12 protein-coding genes are annotated in these 16,234 nt (G+C 69.0%); 3 read left to right on the top strand and 9 right to left on the bottom strand.

Annotated features, from left to right (window positions below):
• Positions 1-27 precede the first annotated feature (27 nt).
• Genes G4G00_RS08775 through pilG form a run of 4 tightly spaced genes read right to left on the bottom strand, consistent with a single transcriptional unit; the run spans position 28 to position 3,417 of the window.
• On the bottom strand, positions 28-2,064 hold the full coding sequence (locus tag G4G00_RS08775) for a methyl-accepting chemotaxis protein (protein WP_164272686.1): 2,037 nt from the start codon (positions 2,062-2,064) through the stop codon (positions 28-30).
• A 41-nt stretch (positions 2,065-2,105) separates the two neighbouring features.
• Complete coding sequence (locus G4G00_RS08770; protein WP_108750815.1) at positions 2,106-2,636, bottom strand: chemotaxis protein CheW; 531 nt, start codon at positions 2,634-2,636, stop codon at positions 2,106-2,108.
• Positions 2,636-2,998 carry a response regulator gene (locus tag G4G00_RS08765; protein ID WP_049466295.1) on the bottom strand — a complete coding sequence of 121 codons (363 nt, stop codon included), beginning with the start codon at positions 2,996-2,998 and terminating at the stop codon, positions 2,636-2,638. Before G4G00_RS08765 ends, G4G00_RS08770 begins: the two co-directional genes overlap by 1 nt.
• Positions 2,999-3,015: 17 nt before the next feature.
• Positions 3,016-3,417 (bottom strand): twitching motility response regulator PilG, encoded by a 402-nt coding sequence (gene pilG / locus G4G00_RS08760; RefSeq protein ID WP_042614342.1) that lies wholly within the window; start codon positions 3,415-3,417, stop codon positions 3,016-3,018.
• A 254-nt stretch (positions 3,418-3,671) separates the two neighbouring features.
• Between pilG and gshB the strand changes: the two genes are divergently transcribed.
• Both gshB and G4G00_RS08750 read left to right on the top strand, forming a co-directional pair.
• The gene (gshB, locus tag G4G00_RS08755) at positions 3,672-4,619 is read left to right on the top strand and encodes a glutathione synthase (protein WP_108753894.1); all 948 of its coding nucleotides are present in this window, start codon (positions 3,672-3,674) and stop codon (positions 4,617-4,619) included.
• Positions 4,619-5,503, top strand: a complete 885-nt coding sequence (locus G4G00_RS08750) for an energy transducer TonB (RefSeq protein ID WP_108753895.1) — start codon at positions 4,619-4,621, stop codon at positions 5,501-5,503. The genes gshB and G4G00_RS08750 overlap by 1 nt, the downstream gene beginning before the upstream one ends.
• A 513-nt stretch (positions 5,504-6,016) precedes the next feature.
• On the opposite strand, the gene tsaB is transcribed toward G4G00_RS08750, so the two are convergent.
• The 4 genes from tsaB to mrcB all read right to left on the bottom strand — a co-directional run bounded on the left by tsaB (position 6,017) and on the right by mrcB (position 12,453).
• The gene (tsaB, locus tag G4G00_RS08745; RefSeq protein ID WP_164272683.1) at positions 6,017-6,730 is read right to left on the bottom strand and encodes a tRNA (adenosine(37)-N6)-threonylcarbamoyltransferase complex dimerization subunit type 1 TsaB; all 714 of its coding nucleotides are present in this window, start codon (positions 6,728-6,730) and stop codon (positions 6,017-6,019) included.
• Positions 6,731-6,739: 9 nt separating this feature from the next.
• Positions 6,740-8,806: an ATP-dependent DNA helicase gene (locus G4G00_RS08740; protein WP_108753897.1), complete on the bottom strand. Its 2,067-nt coding sequence runs from the start codon at positions 8,804-8,806 to the stop codon at positions 6,740-6,742.
• Positions 8,807-9,481: 675 nt separating this feature from the next.
• Positions 9,482-10,015, bottom strand: a complete 534-nt coding sequence (locus G4G00_RS08735) for a hypothetical protein (protein WP_164272680.1) — start codon at positions 10,013-10,015, stop codon at positions 9,482-9,484.
• Positions 10,015-12,453: a penicillin-binding protein 1B gene (mrcB, locus tag G4G00_RS08730; RefSeq protein WP_108753899.1), complete on the bottom strand. Its 2,439-nt coding sequence runs from the start codon at positions 12,451-12,453 to the stop codon at positions 10,015-10,017. Before mrcB ends, G4G00_RS08735 begins: the two co-directional genes overlap by 1 nt.
• Before the next feature lie 95 nt (positions 12,454-12,548).
• On the opposite strand from mrcB, the gene G4G00_RS08725 reads away from it, so the two are divergent.
• Complete coding sequence (locus G4G00_RS08725) at positions 12,549-14,648, top strand: glycosyltransferase (protein WP_108753900.1); 2,100 nt, start codon at positions 12,549-12,551, stop codon at positions 14,646-14,648.
• Here G4G00_RS08725 and G4G00_RS08720 read toward each other — a convergent pair.
• Positions 14,645-16,210, bottom strand: a complete 1,566-nt coding sequence (locus G4G00_RS08720; RefSeq protein ID WP_164272677.1) for a hypothetical protein — start codon at positions 16,208-16,210, stop codon at positions 14,645-14,647. The genes G4G00_RS08725 and G4G00_RS08720 overlap by 4 nt on opposite strands.
• Positions 16,211-16,234 lie beyond the last annotated feature (24 nt).

Genomic DNA, 16,234 nt, shown 5'->3' with positions numbered 1-16,234 from the left:
GGTTCCTTGCTCGCCGCCCTGCCGCGGTCACGCCGGCAGCTTGAAGTCGGCCACCGAACGACGCAGATCGGCGGCCAGCTGTGCCAGGTGGCCGATCGATTCGGCGGTCTGGCCGGCGCCCTGCGAGGTCTGGCCGGTGATCTGCCGGATCACGCCCATGGTGCGGGTGATGTCCGAGGCCGCAGCGGACTGCTGCTGGGCGGCGATCGAGATGTTCTTGATCAGGGTGTTCAGGGCGTTGGATACGCGCTCGATTTCGGTCAGCGCCGTACCGGCGTCTTCGGCCAGGCGGGCACCGGACACCACTTCAGCGGTGGTCTGTTCCATCGAGGTGACCGCTTCGTTGGTATCGGCCTGAATGGCCTGCACCAGGTTTTCGATGCGTCGGGTCGCGCCCGAGGTACGTTCTGCCAGGCGCTGCACTTCGTCGGCCACGACCGCGAAACCGCGGCCGGCTTCACCGGCCGACGCGGCCTGCACGGCGGCGTTCAATGCCAGGATGTTGGTCTGTTCGGAAATGTCGTTGATCAGTTCCACGATCGAGCCGATTTCCTGCGACGACTCACCCAGGCGCTTGATGCGCTTGGACGTTTCCTGGATCTGGTCGCGGATCTGGTCCATGCCCTGGATGGTTTCGCGCACCACGCCGGCACCTTCGGCGGCGATCACCACCGAGCGCTGTGCCACGTCGGCCGACTCGGCCGAGTTGCGCGACACCTGTTCAATGCTGGCGGCGATTTCGCCGATGCGGTCCGAGGCCGAGGTGATCTGGTTGGCCTGGTGGCCGGCCGCTTCGGCCAGCTGCATGGCCGTGGCCTGGGTTTCCTGGGTGGACACGGCCACCTTGGCCGAGGTGTCGTTGATGGTGGTCACCAGGTGGCGCAGTTCATCCACGGCGTAGTTGATTGCGTCTGCAATCGCGCCGGTCATGTCTTCGGTCACCGACGCCTTCACGGTCAGGTCGCCCTCACCGAGCGAACTGATTTCGTCCAGCAGCCGCATGATCGCCTGCTGGTTGCGGCTGTTGAACTCCACCTGGGTCTGGTAGCGCAGCTCCTGTTCACGCGAACGGCTGCGCACGTTGGTGGAGACGAAGCCGATGATCGCGATCAGCGACAGCGCACCCGATACCACGCCGATCCAGAAATTCGGGAACAGGCGGGTGTCGGACACCGAGCCGAACGAGGAGAATGCTTCGAACAGCTTGCGGCTGTCGTCGAGCATGCGCACCGAGCCCTGGCCCAGGGCCGTGGCGGCCGACTGCGCGGCAAACAGCTGGCGCGAGCTGGCCAGGATCGCGTCGGCGTCCTGCTTCATCGCCTCCCACTTCTGCTGCGACTGTTCCAGCGCAGCCACCGCGCCGGCGCCGCGCACGGCGGTGATGCCCAGCTCTTCGTTGCCGTTGCGCAGGCCGTCGAGCACCTGCGAGAACACGGTGATATCGCGAGCCAGCGCATCGCCGGCACTGGCGGCACCGCTGCCGCCGGCGCGCATTTCGGTCACGCGGCGGGCCATGGTGCCAGCCACCACCACCTGCTGCAGCGCGCTGTACACCTGCGAAGCGGGGGCGCCCGAGGCGGACATCGCCCGCACCAGTTCATTGAGCTGCGCCTGCAGGCCCGGCACGGCGCCGGTGAAATTGTTGGCGTTGCCGGCCAGGGCCAGCACTGCCGGTTCGCTGGCCACCAGCTGGCCGGCCTGCTTGCCCAGCGGCGCCCACGTCTCGGCCAGGGTGCCGATGGCCTTGGACACGCCCGGCTCGCTGCCGTAGCGGCCCTGCAGGGTGGACACGTTCTGTTCGATCGCGTTGCGGGTGGCCTTGAAGGCGGTGAACGCCTGCGCGTTGCCGCCCACGGCATCACGGCCCTGGTTGGCCAGCTGCTGTGACAGCACCTGCAGGTCGGCGGCCTTGGAGCCGGCATCGGCCAGGCGGCTGCCCTGCCAGGTGGCCACACCCGTGTTCAGGCCGAACAGGACCATGGACAGCAACAGCAGGGCCAGCCACAGGTTGCTGCCGCCCAGCCGCAGCTTGCCGGTCTTGGTGGCGTCCGAAGCAGTACTCATCGTTCAACCTCGAGGTTCAATACAGGGGGCGTTGCCCGGCCTCAGGCCGCGGCTTGCCGGAATTCAGGGGTGCGCGACAGCAACGAGAGCGAGAACACGCCCCATTCGTGGCCATCGGCGTGGAAGGCGCGATCTACGAAGTGGCCATAGCGGCCCTCGGCCAGGCGACCGGCATCGATCTGCTGGGCCAGCTCGAAGCTGCGCTGGCCGAACAGTTCATCGATGGTCAGGGCCACGTCGCCGCCGGCCTGGCGCATGATCAGCACGCGCTGGCCTTCCTGCTGCACGGTGCGCGCACCTTCCAGGAAGTACTTCAGATCGACCACCGGGAACAGGTTGCCGCGCAGGTTGCCCACGCCCAGCAGCCACGGCTGTGCGCATGGCACCGGGGTAACCGGCGGCATCGGTACGATTTCCACCACTTCGCGGAAATCGGACACCAGCCGGCGCTGGCCGACCCGGTAGCCCACGCCGCGCCACAGGTCCTGGGCGAACTGGCGCTCGGGCAGCTGCACCGCATGGGCCAGGCTGCGCCGCTCGTAGGCTTCAAGAATGTCGAAAGGCGAACGCATCAGGCCACCAGTTCGTTGATCCGCGCGATCAGCTCTTCTTCGCGCGGCGGCTTGACGATGTAATCGGCTGCGCCCTGGCGCAGGCCCCAGGCCTTGTCGGTTTCCATCGCCTTGGTGCTGACGATGATGACCGGGATGTGCTTGATCGCCGCATCGCGGGCCATCGCCCGGGTTGCCTGGAAACCACTCATGCCCGGCAGCACCACGTCCATCAGCACCAGCTGCGGCACCTGGTCGCGGACCAGCTGCAGGCCCTCTTCGGCATTGTCCGCTTCCAGCACCTCGTGGCCGGCACGGCGCAGCCACTGGGTGAACACCGCGCGGTCGGTCGGTGAATCCTCGATCAGAACGATACGAGCCATTGTGCCTTTCCCCCTGGTCAGGCGTTGACGTATGTGCGGATGGCACCCAGCAGTTCTTCACGCGTGAAAGGCTTGGTCAGGTACTGCTCCGAGCCGACGATGCGCCCGCGCGCCTTGTCGAACAGGCCATCCTTGGAGGACAGCATGATGACCGGGGTGGACTTGAACAGCTGGTTGCCCTTGATCAGGGCACAGGTCTGGTAGCCATCCAGCCGCGGCATCATGATGTCGACGAAGATGATCTGCGGCTGCTGGTCGGCGATCTTGGCCAGTGCTTCGAAGCCATCGGTCGCCGTCACCACCTCGCAGCCTTCGCGCTTGAGCAGTGTTTCCGCGGTCCGGCGGATGGTCTTCGAGTCATCGATGACCATCACCCGGAGTCCTGCGAGTTCCCCGCCCGCAGTCATGTTTTCAGTCATTGCCATTCCCCAAGCGCGCGGCCCTTCTAGGTTGGGTGCCGCTGCGAAAGCGTATCTATATCGCACTTTCCGCGCCCGCTTCAAGGCCGTCCCACCGGGCTTGGCGTGGCGCCCGGCTGAACGTGACCGGTTTGGCAGACACTGCGCAGAACCGGGCCCGGCCGCCGGTTCGGGGACGCAGCGTTGCAGGCCACGGGGCAGGCACGGGGCGGGCGTTGCCGCTACCATCAGCGCCTTGCCTTGAAGGTGCGCCCATGCCGTTGAATGTCATCGTGGTGATGGATCCCATCGCCCACATCAAGATCGCCAAGGACACGACGTTTGCCATGCTGCTGGAAGCCCAGCGCCGTGGCCACGCCCTGCACTACGTGCAGCCGGGCGGGCTGGCCCTGGAAGGCGGCGTGGCGGTGGCCCGTACTGCCCCGCTGCAGGTGCGCGACGATCCGGCCGGCTGGTACGAGCTGGGCGCATTCAGCCGCACCGTGTTCGGGCCCGGCCAGGTGGTGCTGATGCGCAAGGACCCGCCGGTCGATGCCGAATTCATCTACGACACCCAGGTGCTGGACCTGGCCGCCGCCGCCGGCGCCTGCGTGGTGAACAACCCGCAGGGCCTGCGCGACTACAACGAAAAGCTGGCCGCCCTGCTGTTCCCGCAGTGCTGCCCGCCCACCCTGGTCAGCCGCGATGCCAAGGCGCTGAAGGCGTTCGCGCTGGAGCACGGCCAGGCCGTGCTGAAGCCGCTGGACGGCATGGGCGGCCGCTCGATCTTCCGCAGCGGCCAGGGCGATCCCAACCTGAACGTGATTCTGGAAACCCTGACCGACGGCGGCCGCAAGCTGGCGCTGGCCCAGAAGTTCATTCCCGACATCACTGCCGGCGACAAGCGCATCCTGCTGGTCGACGGCGAGCCGGTGGATTACTGCCTGGCGCGCATTCCGCAGGGCGATGAGTTCCGCGGCAACCTGGCCGCCGGTGGTCGTGGCGAAGGCCGCCCGCTGAGCGAACGCGACCGCTGGATTGCTGCCCAGGTGGGCCCGGAAATGAAGCGCCGCGGCATGCGTTTCGTCGGCCTGGACGTGATTGGTGACTACCTGACCGAAGTGAACGTGACCAGCCCGACCTGCGTGCGCGAACTGGATGCGCAGTACGGGCTGAACATCGCCGGCACCCTGTTCGATGCGATCGAGGCCGGCCTGCGCTGATGGAAGCCGTGTCCGCCGTGCTGGCCCCGCCGCCGCGCGAAGCACAGCGGCTGGCCGCCACCCTGGCCCTGTCGGTGCTGCTGCATGTGCTGCTGGTGCTGGGGGTGGGCTTTGCGGTGAAGGGGGATGCGCCACTGGTGCCCACCCTGGAGGTGATCTTCAGCCAGACCCGCACGGCACTGACGCCCAAGCAGGCCGATTTCCTGGCCGCCGCCAACCAGGAGGGTGGCGGCGAGCATGACCGCGCCCAGCGCCCGCGCGACAACCAGACCGGCGTGGTGCCGCAGGCGCAGGCGGGCGTGAGCCCGGTGCCGCAGCAGCAGCAATCGGCCGCAGCGGTGCCGCCGCCGCAGGCGCGGGTGGTGAGCAGCCGCAACGGCCAGGACCAGGTGGCGCAGGCGCAGGCCCGCCCCACCCCACTGGAACCGACCCCGGACGCGCCGATGACCGCGCGCGAGCAGCGCGATGCGGAAATGGCGCGGCTGGCTGCCGAGGTTCATCTGCGCTCGGCGCAGTATGCGAAGCGACCGAACCGCAAGTTCGTTTCGGCCAGCACCCGCGAGTATGCCTACGCCAATTACCTGCGCGCCTGGGTGGACCGGGCCGAGCAGGTCGGCAATCTGAATTATCCCGACGAAGCGCGGCAGCGCCGGCTGGGTGGCCAGGTGGTGATCAGCGTGGGCGTGCGTCGCGATGGCAGCGTGGAAAGCAGCCGCATCCTGAAATCCAGCGGCACGCCATTGCTGGATGAGGCGGCATTGCGGGTGGTGAAGCTGGCGCAGCCGTTCCCGGCGTTGCCGAAGACCGATGACGGCGTGGATATCCTGCAGGTAACCCGCACGTGGGTGTTCCTGCCCGGCGGCGAACTGCGCGACGACCGGTAGGGTTTTGTTGCCCGGGCCTGCGGCCCGGGACCCGCTGCAGAGCCAGGGCAACGGCAACAGCCAGAGCAGCGGTAGAGGGTCTGGGCTTGGCGGGGCGGTGTGGGCTTGCAGGACACGCCGTAAATCCATCCCTGGAGGCTCGTAGGCGCCATCCATGGCGCCTGCGGTCCTGCAAGCCCACACCGCCCCACCTCTGACAGATCGCGGCGCATCTTCGCCTCTGGTAGGTGTCGACCTTGGTCGACACGGTAGATCCACGCCATGCGTGGATGCGAGCGAAGCGATCCGCTTCTGACTTTGATTTTATTTTTTTTTGATTTTCCGTGGCGGACGCGCACGGAAACTGTCAATGGCCGGGCGGGTGGGTTGCGCAGGGGCGCAGGCGCCATGGATGGCGCCTACGAGCTTACATGGACGTACTTGCAGCGTCCCCTGCGCAACCTACCCGCCCGGCCAAACTCGGCTGTTGCAGTCGACTGACAGTCGACTTTACCGATCCCCGCCACGAGGGGCTCAGCCGTTGGCTTTCGCCTTCGCCTCGCGGGCGGCCTGCTGCTCGACCAGGGTCAGCGCTACGTTGTCGCGCAGGTACGCCGGTTCAACGCGTTCGGCGGCAATCGCTTCGCCACGCGCGAAGGCGGGTACCGCCAGGGTCAGCACTTCGGACGCACGCGGCAATGCCGTTGCATCGAATCCGCGCAAGCCAGCACCCAGCTGCGCCACCAGTGCGCCGTCGGCGGCAGCGAAGCCACTGCCCACACCGTACGCCTGCAGCCCATCCGGCAGCGTCACAGCCGCGGGCGCGCACACGCGCTCGGCGTCGCAGGCCACCGGCAGGCCGTCCACGCGCTCGAAGCGCGCGGCGTACACCTCGCCCATCCGCGCATCGATTACCGACAGAATCTGCGCTTCATCGGCCGGCGCGCGCAGCGCCAGCACCTGCAGCGTCGACACCGGCAGCAACGGGCGGTCCAGCGCCAGCGCAATGCCCTGCGCAATGGCGATGGCCAGGCGCACACCCGTGAATGCACCGGGGCCGCGACTGAGCGCGATGCCATCCAGCTGGCGGCGGCTGATGCCTGCCTCGGCCAGCAATGCCTCGGCCCAGGGCAGGCTCAGCTCGGCGTGCCGGCGCGGGGCGATCTCGAAGCGTTCCAGCACCTGCCCGTCCACATGCAGGGCAACGGAACAGGCTTCGGTGGCGGTTTCAAAGGCGAGCAGTTTCATCGGGTCAGCTCAGAACAAGGGGAACGTGGCACCGGGGGCCGGCAGTGGGCCCGCAGCAGGCTCGGGCGCCGCTGTGGCCGGCGCCGGCGGGGCAGCGTCCTCGGCCACGGGCGTCCATTGTGGCGCAAAGAAGGCTTGGACATCGGCCAGCGCGCGGGTCTGCCGGAACGGCGGCAGCGAAGACAGGAACACGCGGCCGTAGCCCCGGTTCAGCAGGCGCGGGTCGCACAGCACCAGCACGCCGCGATCGGTCTCGCTGCGTATCAGCCGGCCCACGCCCTGCTTCAGCGCGATCACCGCCTGCGGCAACTGCTCGTCGCGGAACGGATTGCCCCCCTGGCTGCGGATCGCTTCCAGACGGGCCTCGTACACCGGGTCATCGGGGGCGGCGAAGGGAAGCTTGTCGATCACCACCACGCTCAGCGCCTCGCCCACCACATCCACGCCTTCGCGGAAACTGGCCGAGCCCAGCAGCACGCCGTTGCCCGATTCGCGGAAGCGCTGCAGCAGGGTCGCACGCGGCGCCTCGCCCTGCACGAACAAGGGCCACGGCCCATCGCGCAGCGCTTCGGCGGCCTCGCGCAACGCGCGGTGCGAAGCAAACAGCAGGAACGCCCTGCCCTGCGAAGCGCGCAGCACCGGCTGCAGGGCCTGGATCAAGGCGGTACCGAAGCCCCGCGCGGCCGGATCGGGCAGACCCTCGGGCAGGTAGCACAGCGCCTGCTCGGGCCAGTTGAACGGACTGGGCTGGACCAGCGTATGCGGATCATCCAGCCCCAGCCGCGTGGCGATATGGTCGAAGCCCCCGCCCACGGTCAGCGTGGCCGAGGTGAAGATCCATGCGGCGCGGCTGCGCTCGCGGTGCTCGCGCAACGGGCCGGACACATCCATCGGCGTGCGCTGGCAGCGGAAGCCGCGCGGGGTCAGCTCATACCACAGCACATCGGCTGCGGCCGGTGCATCGTTTGGGTCGGCATCGAAATCGAGCACCGGCTCGTCCTCGCCCAGCCAGCGCGCAAGACGCGAAACCGCTTCACGTGCCCGTGCATGGCAGGCATCCAGGCCCGCGGCGGCATCGCGCAACGGCTGCAGGGTCTGCTCCAGGGCCACCAGGCAGCTCATCACAGTGTCGAAGCCGTCGCGCACCTGCGGCATCGCCAGCGCACGCCACTGCGTGCCCCGTTGCGGCAACCCTTCCATGGCCAGGCGCAAGGCCAGCAGTGCCTGCTGCAACTGATCAACGCCGTCCTGCAGGCTGGCCTGCGCCCCGCCCACACCGCGCGCTTCGGCCAGACAGTCGCGCCCCAGTTCCTGCCAGGGGCGCATGCCGAAGCCTTCGCCGAAGAACTGCGCCGCCAGTTCAGGCAACTGGTGGGCCTCATCGATGACGAAGGCCTGCGCGCCCGGCAGCAGCTCGCCGAAACCATCCTGCTTCAGGGCCAGGTCGGCCAGCAGCAGATGATGGTTGACCACCACCACATCGGCGGCCTGCGCGCGTTGCCGCGCGCGCACCACGAAACAGTCATCCCAGAACGGGCAGTCGGTGCCCAGGCAGTTGTCCACGGTGGAGGTGACCATGGGCAACAGCGGTGAATCGTCGGCCAGGCCATCCAGCTCGGCGATATCGCCGAATTCGGAGCGACCGGACCAGGCCAGGATGCGCTGGAACTGCGCGGCCTGTTCCGGGCTGGAAAAGCGCGGCTCGCCGCGCGCCTGCTGCAGGCGGTAGCGGCACAGGTAATTGGCGCGGCCCTTCAGCAGCGCACTGCGCAGGCCCACGCCCAGCGCCTGGCGCACGCGCGGCAGATCGCGGTGGTAGAGCTGGTCCTGCAGCGCGCGGGTACCGGTGGAAATGATGGTGCGCAGCCCGGACAGCAGCACCGGCACCAGATAGGCGAAGGTCTTGCCGGTGCCGGTACCCGCCTCGGCCAGCAGCAGATCGCGCTGCTGCAGCGCATCGGCGATGGCCTCGGTCAGGCGCAGCTGCGCAGGGCGCGGCACGAACGCATCCAGGTGCGAGGCGAGCGCGCCGCCGTCGCTGAGGGCCTCGCGGCTGGCGTGGACAAGGTCGGACATCAGAGGGAAAGGATACCGGGCCGGGCGCTGCCCGGCACCCGTTTCAAGCCAAAGCAACAGCAACAGCATGAGTGCCTGGCTCTGGGTTGCTGCGTGCTGGGCGGGGCGGACGGGAGAGGCAGGACACGCCGTAAACCCTTCCATGGGGGCTCGTAGGCGCCTTGCTCGCGTGCGCTGTCCTGCGCACACGGCAAGTCCGGGGTTGGGCGTCCTGCCAAACCCGCCCGAGGCATGCCTCGGGCCCATGGCGCCTGCGGTCCTGCCTCTCCCGTCCGCCCCACCCTCGACGGGTTCCTGGTGACGGACGGACATGCTTCGTAGAGTCGAGCTTGCTCGACTGGATCCAGAAGCGGTGTGAGTAACCGAAAAGAAGGGGTCGGAGCCGTTTTCCTGCGGAAAACGGATCCGACCCCCTGGCGAGTGCGCGCAGCGCGCGACCCGCTTTTGATCTGCTTTTTTCTTTTCCGTGGCTGGACGCACACGGAAACTGTCAGAGGCCGGGCGGGTGGGTTGCGCAGGGGCGCAGGCGCCATGGATGGCGCCTACGAGCTTACAGGGACGTACTTGCAGCGTCCCCTGCGCAACCCACCCGCCCGGCCAACCCTCAGTGTCAGTCGACTAACAGTCGACTCTACCGCCAGCCAGCCACGAGGGGCTGCGCCGTTGGCTGGAAACTCAGTACCGCTTGATCCCCGGCACGGTGCAGCCTTCCAGCTGCGCATGCGCCGATACCGCGTTTTCCTTCTCGCCACGCGCCAGTCGCGCCTGCTCGATGGTCGCCCAGTGGCGCCGGCACAGCGGCCCGGTCTTCGACCCCAGGTCCACCGCCTTGCGCGCGAACGTCTCAGCCTCGGCCCACTGGCCCTGCAGCAACGCGATCTCGGCACGTTCCTGCAGCACCGACGGGTCGCCGGCCACGATCTGCAGCGCCTGGTCCAGGCTGCCGGCCGCAGCGGCCAGATCATTGCCCTGGCGCTGTGCCAACGCCGCCTGGCGCAGGTCTTCCACCTGCGAATCACGCAGCGGCTGCACCGACAGTTCCTTGTCGTCCGGGCCCGCAGCCGCATCCACGGCGGCCAGACGCTGTGCCGGGGTGGTGGTGTCCACCGGCTTGACCACCTGCGGCGCACTGCTCATGCAGGCCGCCAGGGCAAGGCTCAGGGTGGCCAGGGCCATCGGCGCATACAGGGTTCGAAGGTTCATCGGCATCACCGGCTGGGGGAAGGGGTCGTGGTGGCCGGGACAGCGGCCGGTTCGGCGGGCGGATCGGGCTTGCGGTCCAGGCCGAACCAGCTGCGCCAACCGCCACCTTCGCTTTCGCCGCCCTGCTCTTCGGGCACGCTGGCCGGCGCACAGGGCGCGTAGGCCGGGGCATAGCCCACCACGAACGGGAAACGACGCGCGCCGGGGCAGCCTTCATCGGTGCTGTTGGTACCGGTGGCGGCGACCGGCTGCCAGTCCAGACCCTTGTTGCTGACCTTCAGCGGGGCACTGGGCAGGCGCTGGAAGATGCCCGACCACACCCGCATGGCGCCGGTCGCGCCGTACAGGCCGGCCTGCTCGTTCTTGTCGTTGCCCATCCAGATCACCGCCAGGTGGTCACCGGTGTAACCGGCATACCAGCTGTCGCGGCCATCGTTGGTGGTGCCGGTCTTGCCGGCCGGCTGCAGGCGGCCCAGGCCGTCGGCATTCAGGCGCTGGGCCGTGCCGCTGGCCACCACCTGCTGCAGGCCGATGCTGATCAGGTTGGCGGCAATCGAATCGCCTTCCTGCGCCGGCGCCGGGGTCTTGTCATAGCGCTTGAGCAGCTTGCCCTGCGGGTCCAGCACGCCACGCACGGCGTGCAGCGGCTGGATCTCGCCGCCGGAGGCCAGGAACTGGTACAGCTGGGCCATGGCGTAGGGGCTCTGGTCGGTCGAGCCCAGGATGACCGCCGGGTTGGCCTCGGCCTTCAGGCCAGCCAGCACGTGGATCAGCTGGGTCACCCGTTCCGGCCCCACCTGCATGCCCACGCGCACCGTGGCCTGGTTGTAGGAATGGGCCAGCGCGTCGATCAGGCGCACCGTGCCATGGCTGCGATTGTCAGCGTTGCCGGGGCTCCAGTTGCGGCCACGGCCCAGCTGCACGGTCACCGGTGAATCATCCACCCAGGTCGCCAGCGAATAGCGGTCCGGCTGGGCCAGCGCCAGCAGATAGACGAACGGCTTCAGCAACGAACCCACCGGACGCTGTGCCTCGATGGCGCGGTTGAAGCCGACCTCGGACACCTCGCGGCTGCCGATCACGGCCAGCACGTCGCCGTTGTGCACGTCGGTCAGCACCATGCCGGCCTGCAGTTCCGGGCGGCGCTTGCTTTCCAGCGATTTGATGGTGCGCGTCACTGCGCCCTCGGCATACGCCTGGGCCGACGGTGACATGCCGGTCATCACGCTCAGCCCGGCGCCCTGCAGCGCGGCTTCGGGGTAATCGTGGCCCAGCTGGCGGCGCACCAGATCCACATAAGCCGGGAAGCGGTTGGCTGCCACCAGGCCGGGCGTCTTCGGCACGCCCAGCGGCGCCTTCAGCGCACGCTGGTACTCGGCATCGTCGATCAGCGCCGCCTCGTGCAGCTTGCCCAGCACGAAGTTGCGGCGGTCCAGCGCGCGTTCCGGGTTGCGACGCGGGTCGTAGTACGACGGCCCCTTCACCAGACCGATCAGCAGCGCGACCTGTTCGGTTTCCAGCGACGACAGATCGCGGCCGAACCAGAATTCCGCGCCCGAGGACATGCCGTGGATCGCCTGGCTGCCGCGCTGGCCCAGGTACACCTGGTTCAGGTAGGCCTCGAAGATGGTGCGCTTGTCGTAGCGCGCTTCCATGATGAGCGCGTACAGCACTTCATTGAACTTGCGGGTGACGGTCTGTTCCTTGCCGATGCCCAGCAGACCGCTGCGGGCCAGCTGCTGGGTAAGCGTGGAAGCACCCTGGCGGCTCTGCCCGCCGGAACGGATCGTGACCCACACGGCGCGGGCAATGCCGGAAAGATCGATGCCGTGGTGGCGGTTGAAGTCCTTGTCCTCCACCGCCTGCAGGCCGGTCACCAGCAGGTCGGGCGCTTCATCCATGCGCACCAGGCGCCGTTCTTCCTGCTTCTGCCCGTACAAGGTGGCGATACGCGCCGGGTCCAGGCGCGCGGCCTTCAGCGCCTTGCGGCTGTCGGCGTCGCGCAGCGAGGCGATGCTGCCGCCGGACAGGGTCAGTTCCACCCGGCGCGGGGCCACGCGGCCATCCACATCGTTGTAGCCGCGGCTGGAAATGGTGAAGCGACCACCCTGCACCGCGTAGGTGGCCGGTTCCTTGCCCTGGCCGTCATCGCGGTAGGCCGAGGCCGCCAGTTCGGTCTTCAGGGTGGCCGCGTCCATCGCCTTGCCGGGCACCACGACCAGCGGGCGCGCGTACACACGCGTGGGAATCTGCCAGCGCAGTTCACCGAAACGCTGGGTCACCTGTTGGTTCAGGTACAGCGTGTACGGAATCAGGAAGCCCAGGCCCAGCGCGAAGGCGGCCATGCTCCAGGTGATCAGGCGGCTGCGCCAAGAGGGGCCGTCACCGGTCGGGGTGTCGTCGTCGAGATCGTCGATGTCGTCGGAATCGTAGCGTCGGGGCACGGGAATGCGACAATGTAGGGTCTGGCGAGTCTACCCCAGCCGCTGTGGCTGGCGAATTCCCGCCGATTCCCTGCTTAAGCTGGAGTTGTTACCGGATGGCGATGTCCCTGGCCGAATGGCGCTACCTGCTGAACCGCCTGACCGGCCTGGCGCAGCGCAGTCTGGCCAGCCTGCGTACCCGCGGCTGGCAGGCCACCTGGCAGCGCATCCGCGTGCACACCCAGCGCGCCGTGCCGGCACCGCGTACGCCCCTGTACCTGCCCGCGGCGCAGGCCTTCGCGCCGTTCAGCGTTCCCAGCAGCGATGCCCCGCAGGTCAGCATCGTCATTCCCGTCTACAACCATGTGCAGCACACGCTGGCCTGCCTGCGCGCACTAGCGGCGCACCCACCGGCGGTGCCCTGCGAGATCCTGGTGGTCGATGACGGCAGCAGCGACCAGACCACGCAGTGGATGCCCCGCATCAGCGGCCTGCGCTACGAAGTGCGCGCGCAGAACGGCGGCTTCATCGAAGCCTGCAACGACGGCGTGTCGCGTGCGCGCGGCGACCATGTGGTGTTGCTGAACAACGACACGGTGCCGCAGCCCGGCTGGCTGGACGCACTGCTGGACACCTTCCACAGCGTACCCGACGCGGGCCTGGTGGGCAGCCAGCTGCTCTACCCGGATGGCCGCCTGCAGGAATCGGGCGGGGTGATCTTCCGCGACGGCAGTGGCTGGAGCTACGGCCGCTTCGAAGCCGCCGACGATCCGCGCTACGCCAGCCTGCGCGATGTCGACTACTGCTCGGGTGCCGCGCTGATGCTTCAGCGCGCCCTGTGGCAGCAGCTGGGCGGCTTCGATACCCGCTACAAGCCGGCCTACTACGAAGACACCGACCTGGCCTTCCGCGTGCGTGCGCACGGCCTGCGCGTGCTGGTGCAGCCGGCCAGCCGCGTGGTGCATGACGAAGGCACCAGCAATGGCACCGACACCGGCAGCGGGGTGAAGGCCTACCAGGTACGTAACCAGGGCATTTTTGCCAGCAAGTGGGCCGCTGAACTGGCCACGCACCCGGCGGTGGGCGAGGTGCCCTCGCCGGCCCTGCTGCTGCGTGGTCGCCGCCAGGTGCTGATCCTGGATGAAGAAGTGCCCCGCCCCGAGCGCGATTCCGGCTCGCTGCGGCAGGTGAACCTGATCCGCCTGCTGCTGCAGGGCGGCGCCCACGTGGTGTTCGTACCGACCCGCCGCGAGCATGCCGGCGAGGCCACCGAAGCCCTGCAGCGGATGGGCGTGGAAGTCTGGTATGCGCCGTTCCTGGACGGCGTGGCCGGCTGGCTGCGTAGCCACGGCGCGCGTTTCGATGTGGTGATGCTGGTGCGCCACCATGTCGCCAACGCCTGCCTGCCGCTGGTCAAGCGCTACGCGCCGCAGGCACGCACCGTGTTCGACACGGTCGATCTGCACTATCTGCGCGAACGCCGCGGTGCCGAAGTGGCCGGCGATGCCGGCCTGCTGCGCAACGCCGAACGCACCCGCGCCAGCGAACTGGCGGTGATGGACCAGTGTGACGTGACGGTGCTGGTCAGCGCCGCCGAGCGCGAGCAGCTGCAGGCCGATGCGCCGCAGGTGCAGGTGGAACTGATTTCCAACCTGCACGAAGTCGCGGGTGCCGGCGCGCCCTGGGCCCAGCGCCACGATCTGGTCTTCGTCGGTGGGTTCGGCCATCCGCCGAACCTGGACGCGATGGAATGGTTCATCGGTGACGTGTTTGCCGTTCTGCGCGCGCGCTTGCCGCAGGTGCAGCTGCACGTGATCGGTGCCGGCGCCCCGGACAGCCTGAAGGCGCTGGCGGCCACCCAGCCGGGCGTGCAGATGCACGGCTTCGTGGAAGACATCACCCCGTACATGGACGGTGCGCGCATCGCCATCGCGCCGCTGCGCTTCGGCGCCGGGGTGAAGGGCAAGATCAACCTGAGCATGGCCCACGGCCAGCCCGTGGTCGGCACCACCTGCGCGGTGGAGGGCATGCACCTGCAGGCCGGCCGCGACGTGCTGGTGGCCGACACCGCCGAAGCCTTTGCCGACGCCGTCGCGCGCCTGTACCAGGACCCGCAGCTGTGGCAGCAGTTGTCCGACGCAGGGCTGGACAATGTCGCCCGGCATTTCTCGCTGGATGCCGCGCGCGCCACCGTGCAGCGCGTGTTCTTCAGCTAGTCCGCCTGGCCACCGGCCTGGCGCAGCCGCTGTTCGAAGGCGGTCAGTTCGGGCAGGTCCGGTTGCAGCCGCCGCACCTGCTCGACCGCGCCGGCGGCGAACTGCACATCGCCGCGGCCCAGGCGTTCGCTGCCGATCGCCAGCCAGCGCTGGGCCAAGCGCACCCGCGCGCCAGGCAAGGCCGATGCGGTGGGCGCCAGGGTCTGCCACGCCTGCAGGCAAGCCCCGGCAGCCTGCACGCGGTTCTGCCGCAGGTTGTCATCGAAGCATCGCTGGCTGGCCGGCAACAGCCGTGCCGCCGCCGCTCGCACTCGGGGGTCGCGCGGCGCCAGTGACTGCGCCTCGCGCAATGCATCGTAGGCACTGTGCCCCGGCGGGCTGATCCACTGCTGCGCACGTTCAGCGCGTTCGATCCGGGCCAGATGCCCACGCAGCAGGCGCTCGCGCTGCGCACGCCCCTGCCCCGGCTGCTGCAGCGCCTGTTCGGCCTGGCGGGCGCGCTGCACGCGTTGCAGGTCCTGCTGCAGGGCCAGTGGCGAAGCGCCCAGCGCGGTGGCCAGGCCGCGATCATGTTCGGCGGCCTGGAACTGGAAATCTTCGGCATGGCGCTGGCTTCGCAGCAGCAGCGCCTGCAGGGTCTGCTCGCGGCCACGGATCGCCGCGGCATCATCAGCGGTCACCGCCAGCACGGCCAGGAAACCCTCGGCAGCGGCATCCAGCTGCTGCCGCTGCAGCGCACGCTGGGCCTGCCGCAGGCGTTGCTCGGTGGCCTGGGCCAGTGCCTCCTGGGTAGCGGGCAGGTCCGAGTGCCCGGGATCGAAACGGCGCGCCCGCTGCACCGTGTCCGACGCGGCGGCCAACGCGCCCTGCCCGGCCTGCACGCGCGCTTCCTGCAACAGATCGCTCAGCGCATCTTCGCGCCCTTCCAGCGCCGACAGATTGTCCGGCTGCAAGGCCAGCACCCGCTGGAACAGCGGCAGTGCGCTGTTTTCGCCCTCGTCCAGGCGCCCCGCCGCGAAGGCATTGCGGGCCTGCGCCAGCAACGCGCCGACGCCGGCCCCGGCACGCCGCCGCGCCAGCAGCTGCTGCGCCACCGCATCGGTCTGCGCCTGCGGCACCTGCAGTTCGCGGGCCAACGCCAGCAGCTGCGTACAACCGTCCAGATCACCGGCCTGCAGCCGCTCACGGGCCTGCTGCAGCGCGGCGGCACCGGTCTGTGCCAGCCCCTGCCGCGCCAACGGGCGGTCGCCATCGAGCGCCAGCACCGCCTGGTAGCGCTCGCGTGCGCCGCTGCCGTCGGCCGCTGTCAGGCGCCCGGCAGCCAGCGCGCGGTCGCCCTCGGCCAGCAACTGCTCGATCTGCGAATCATCCCAGAACCAGTCGGCCAACGGCCTGCGCACCAGCACCAGCAGCAGGAACACCGCCACGGCCGCCAGCAGCGCCCAGCGCCACACCCGGCGTGCATGCCGGGCCTGCAGCCACCACCAGCGCCCCTCGCGACGGACACGGTCCAGCGCCGGGTGCGCCGTGCCGTGTGCGGGGTGCGGGGGCTCGCGTTCCATGCGTGCAGGGTAGCCGGGGCAGCG

Origin of the sequence: Stenotrophomonas sp. B1-1 (assembly GCF_010894375.1) — a bacterium.
Taxonomy (GTDB): Bacteria; Pseudomonadota; Gammaproteobacteria; order Xanthomonadales; family Xanthomonadaceae; genus Stenotrophomonas.
The sequence above is the reverse complement of the archived record's forward strand: the minus strand, read 5'-3'. Positions and strand labels throughout refer to the sequence as shown.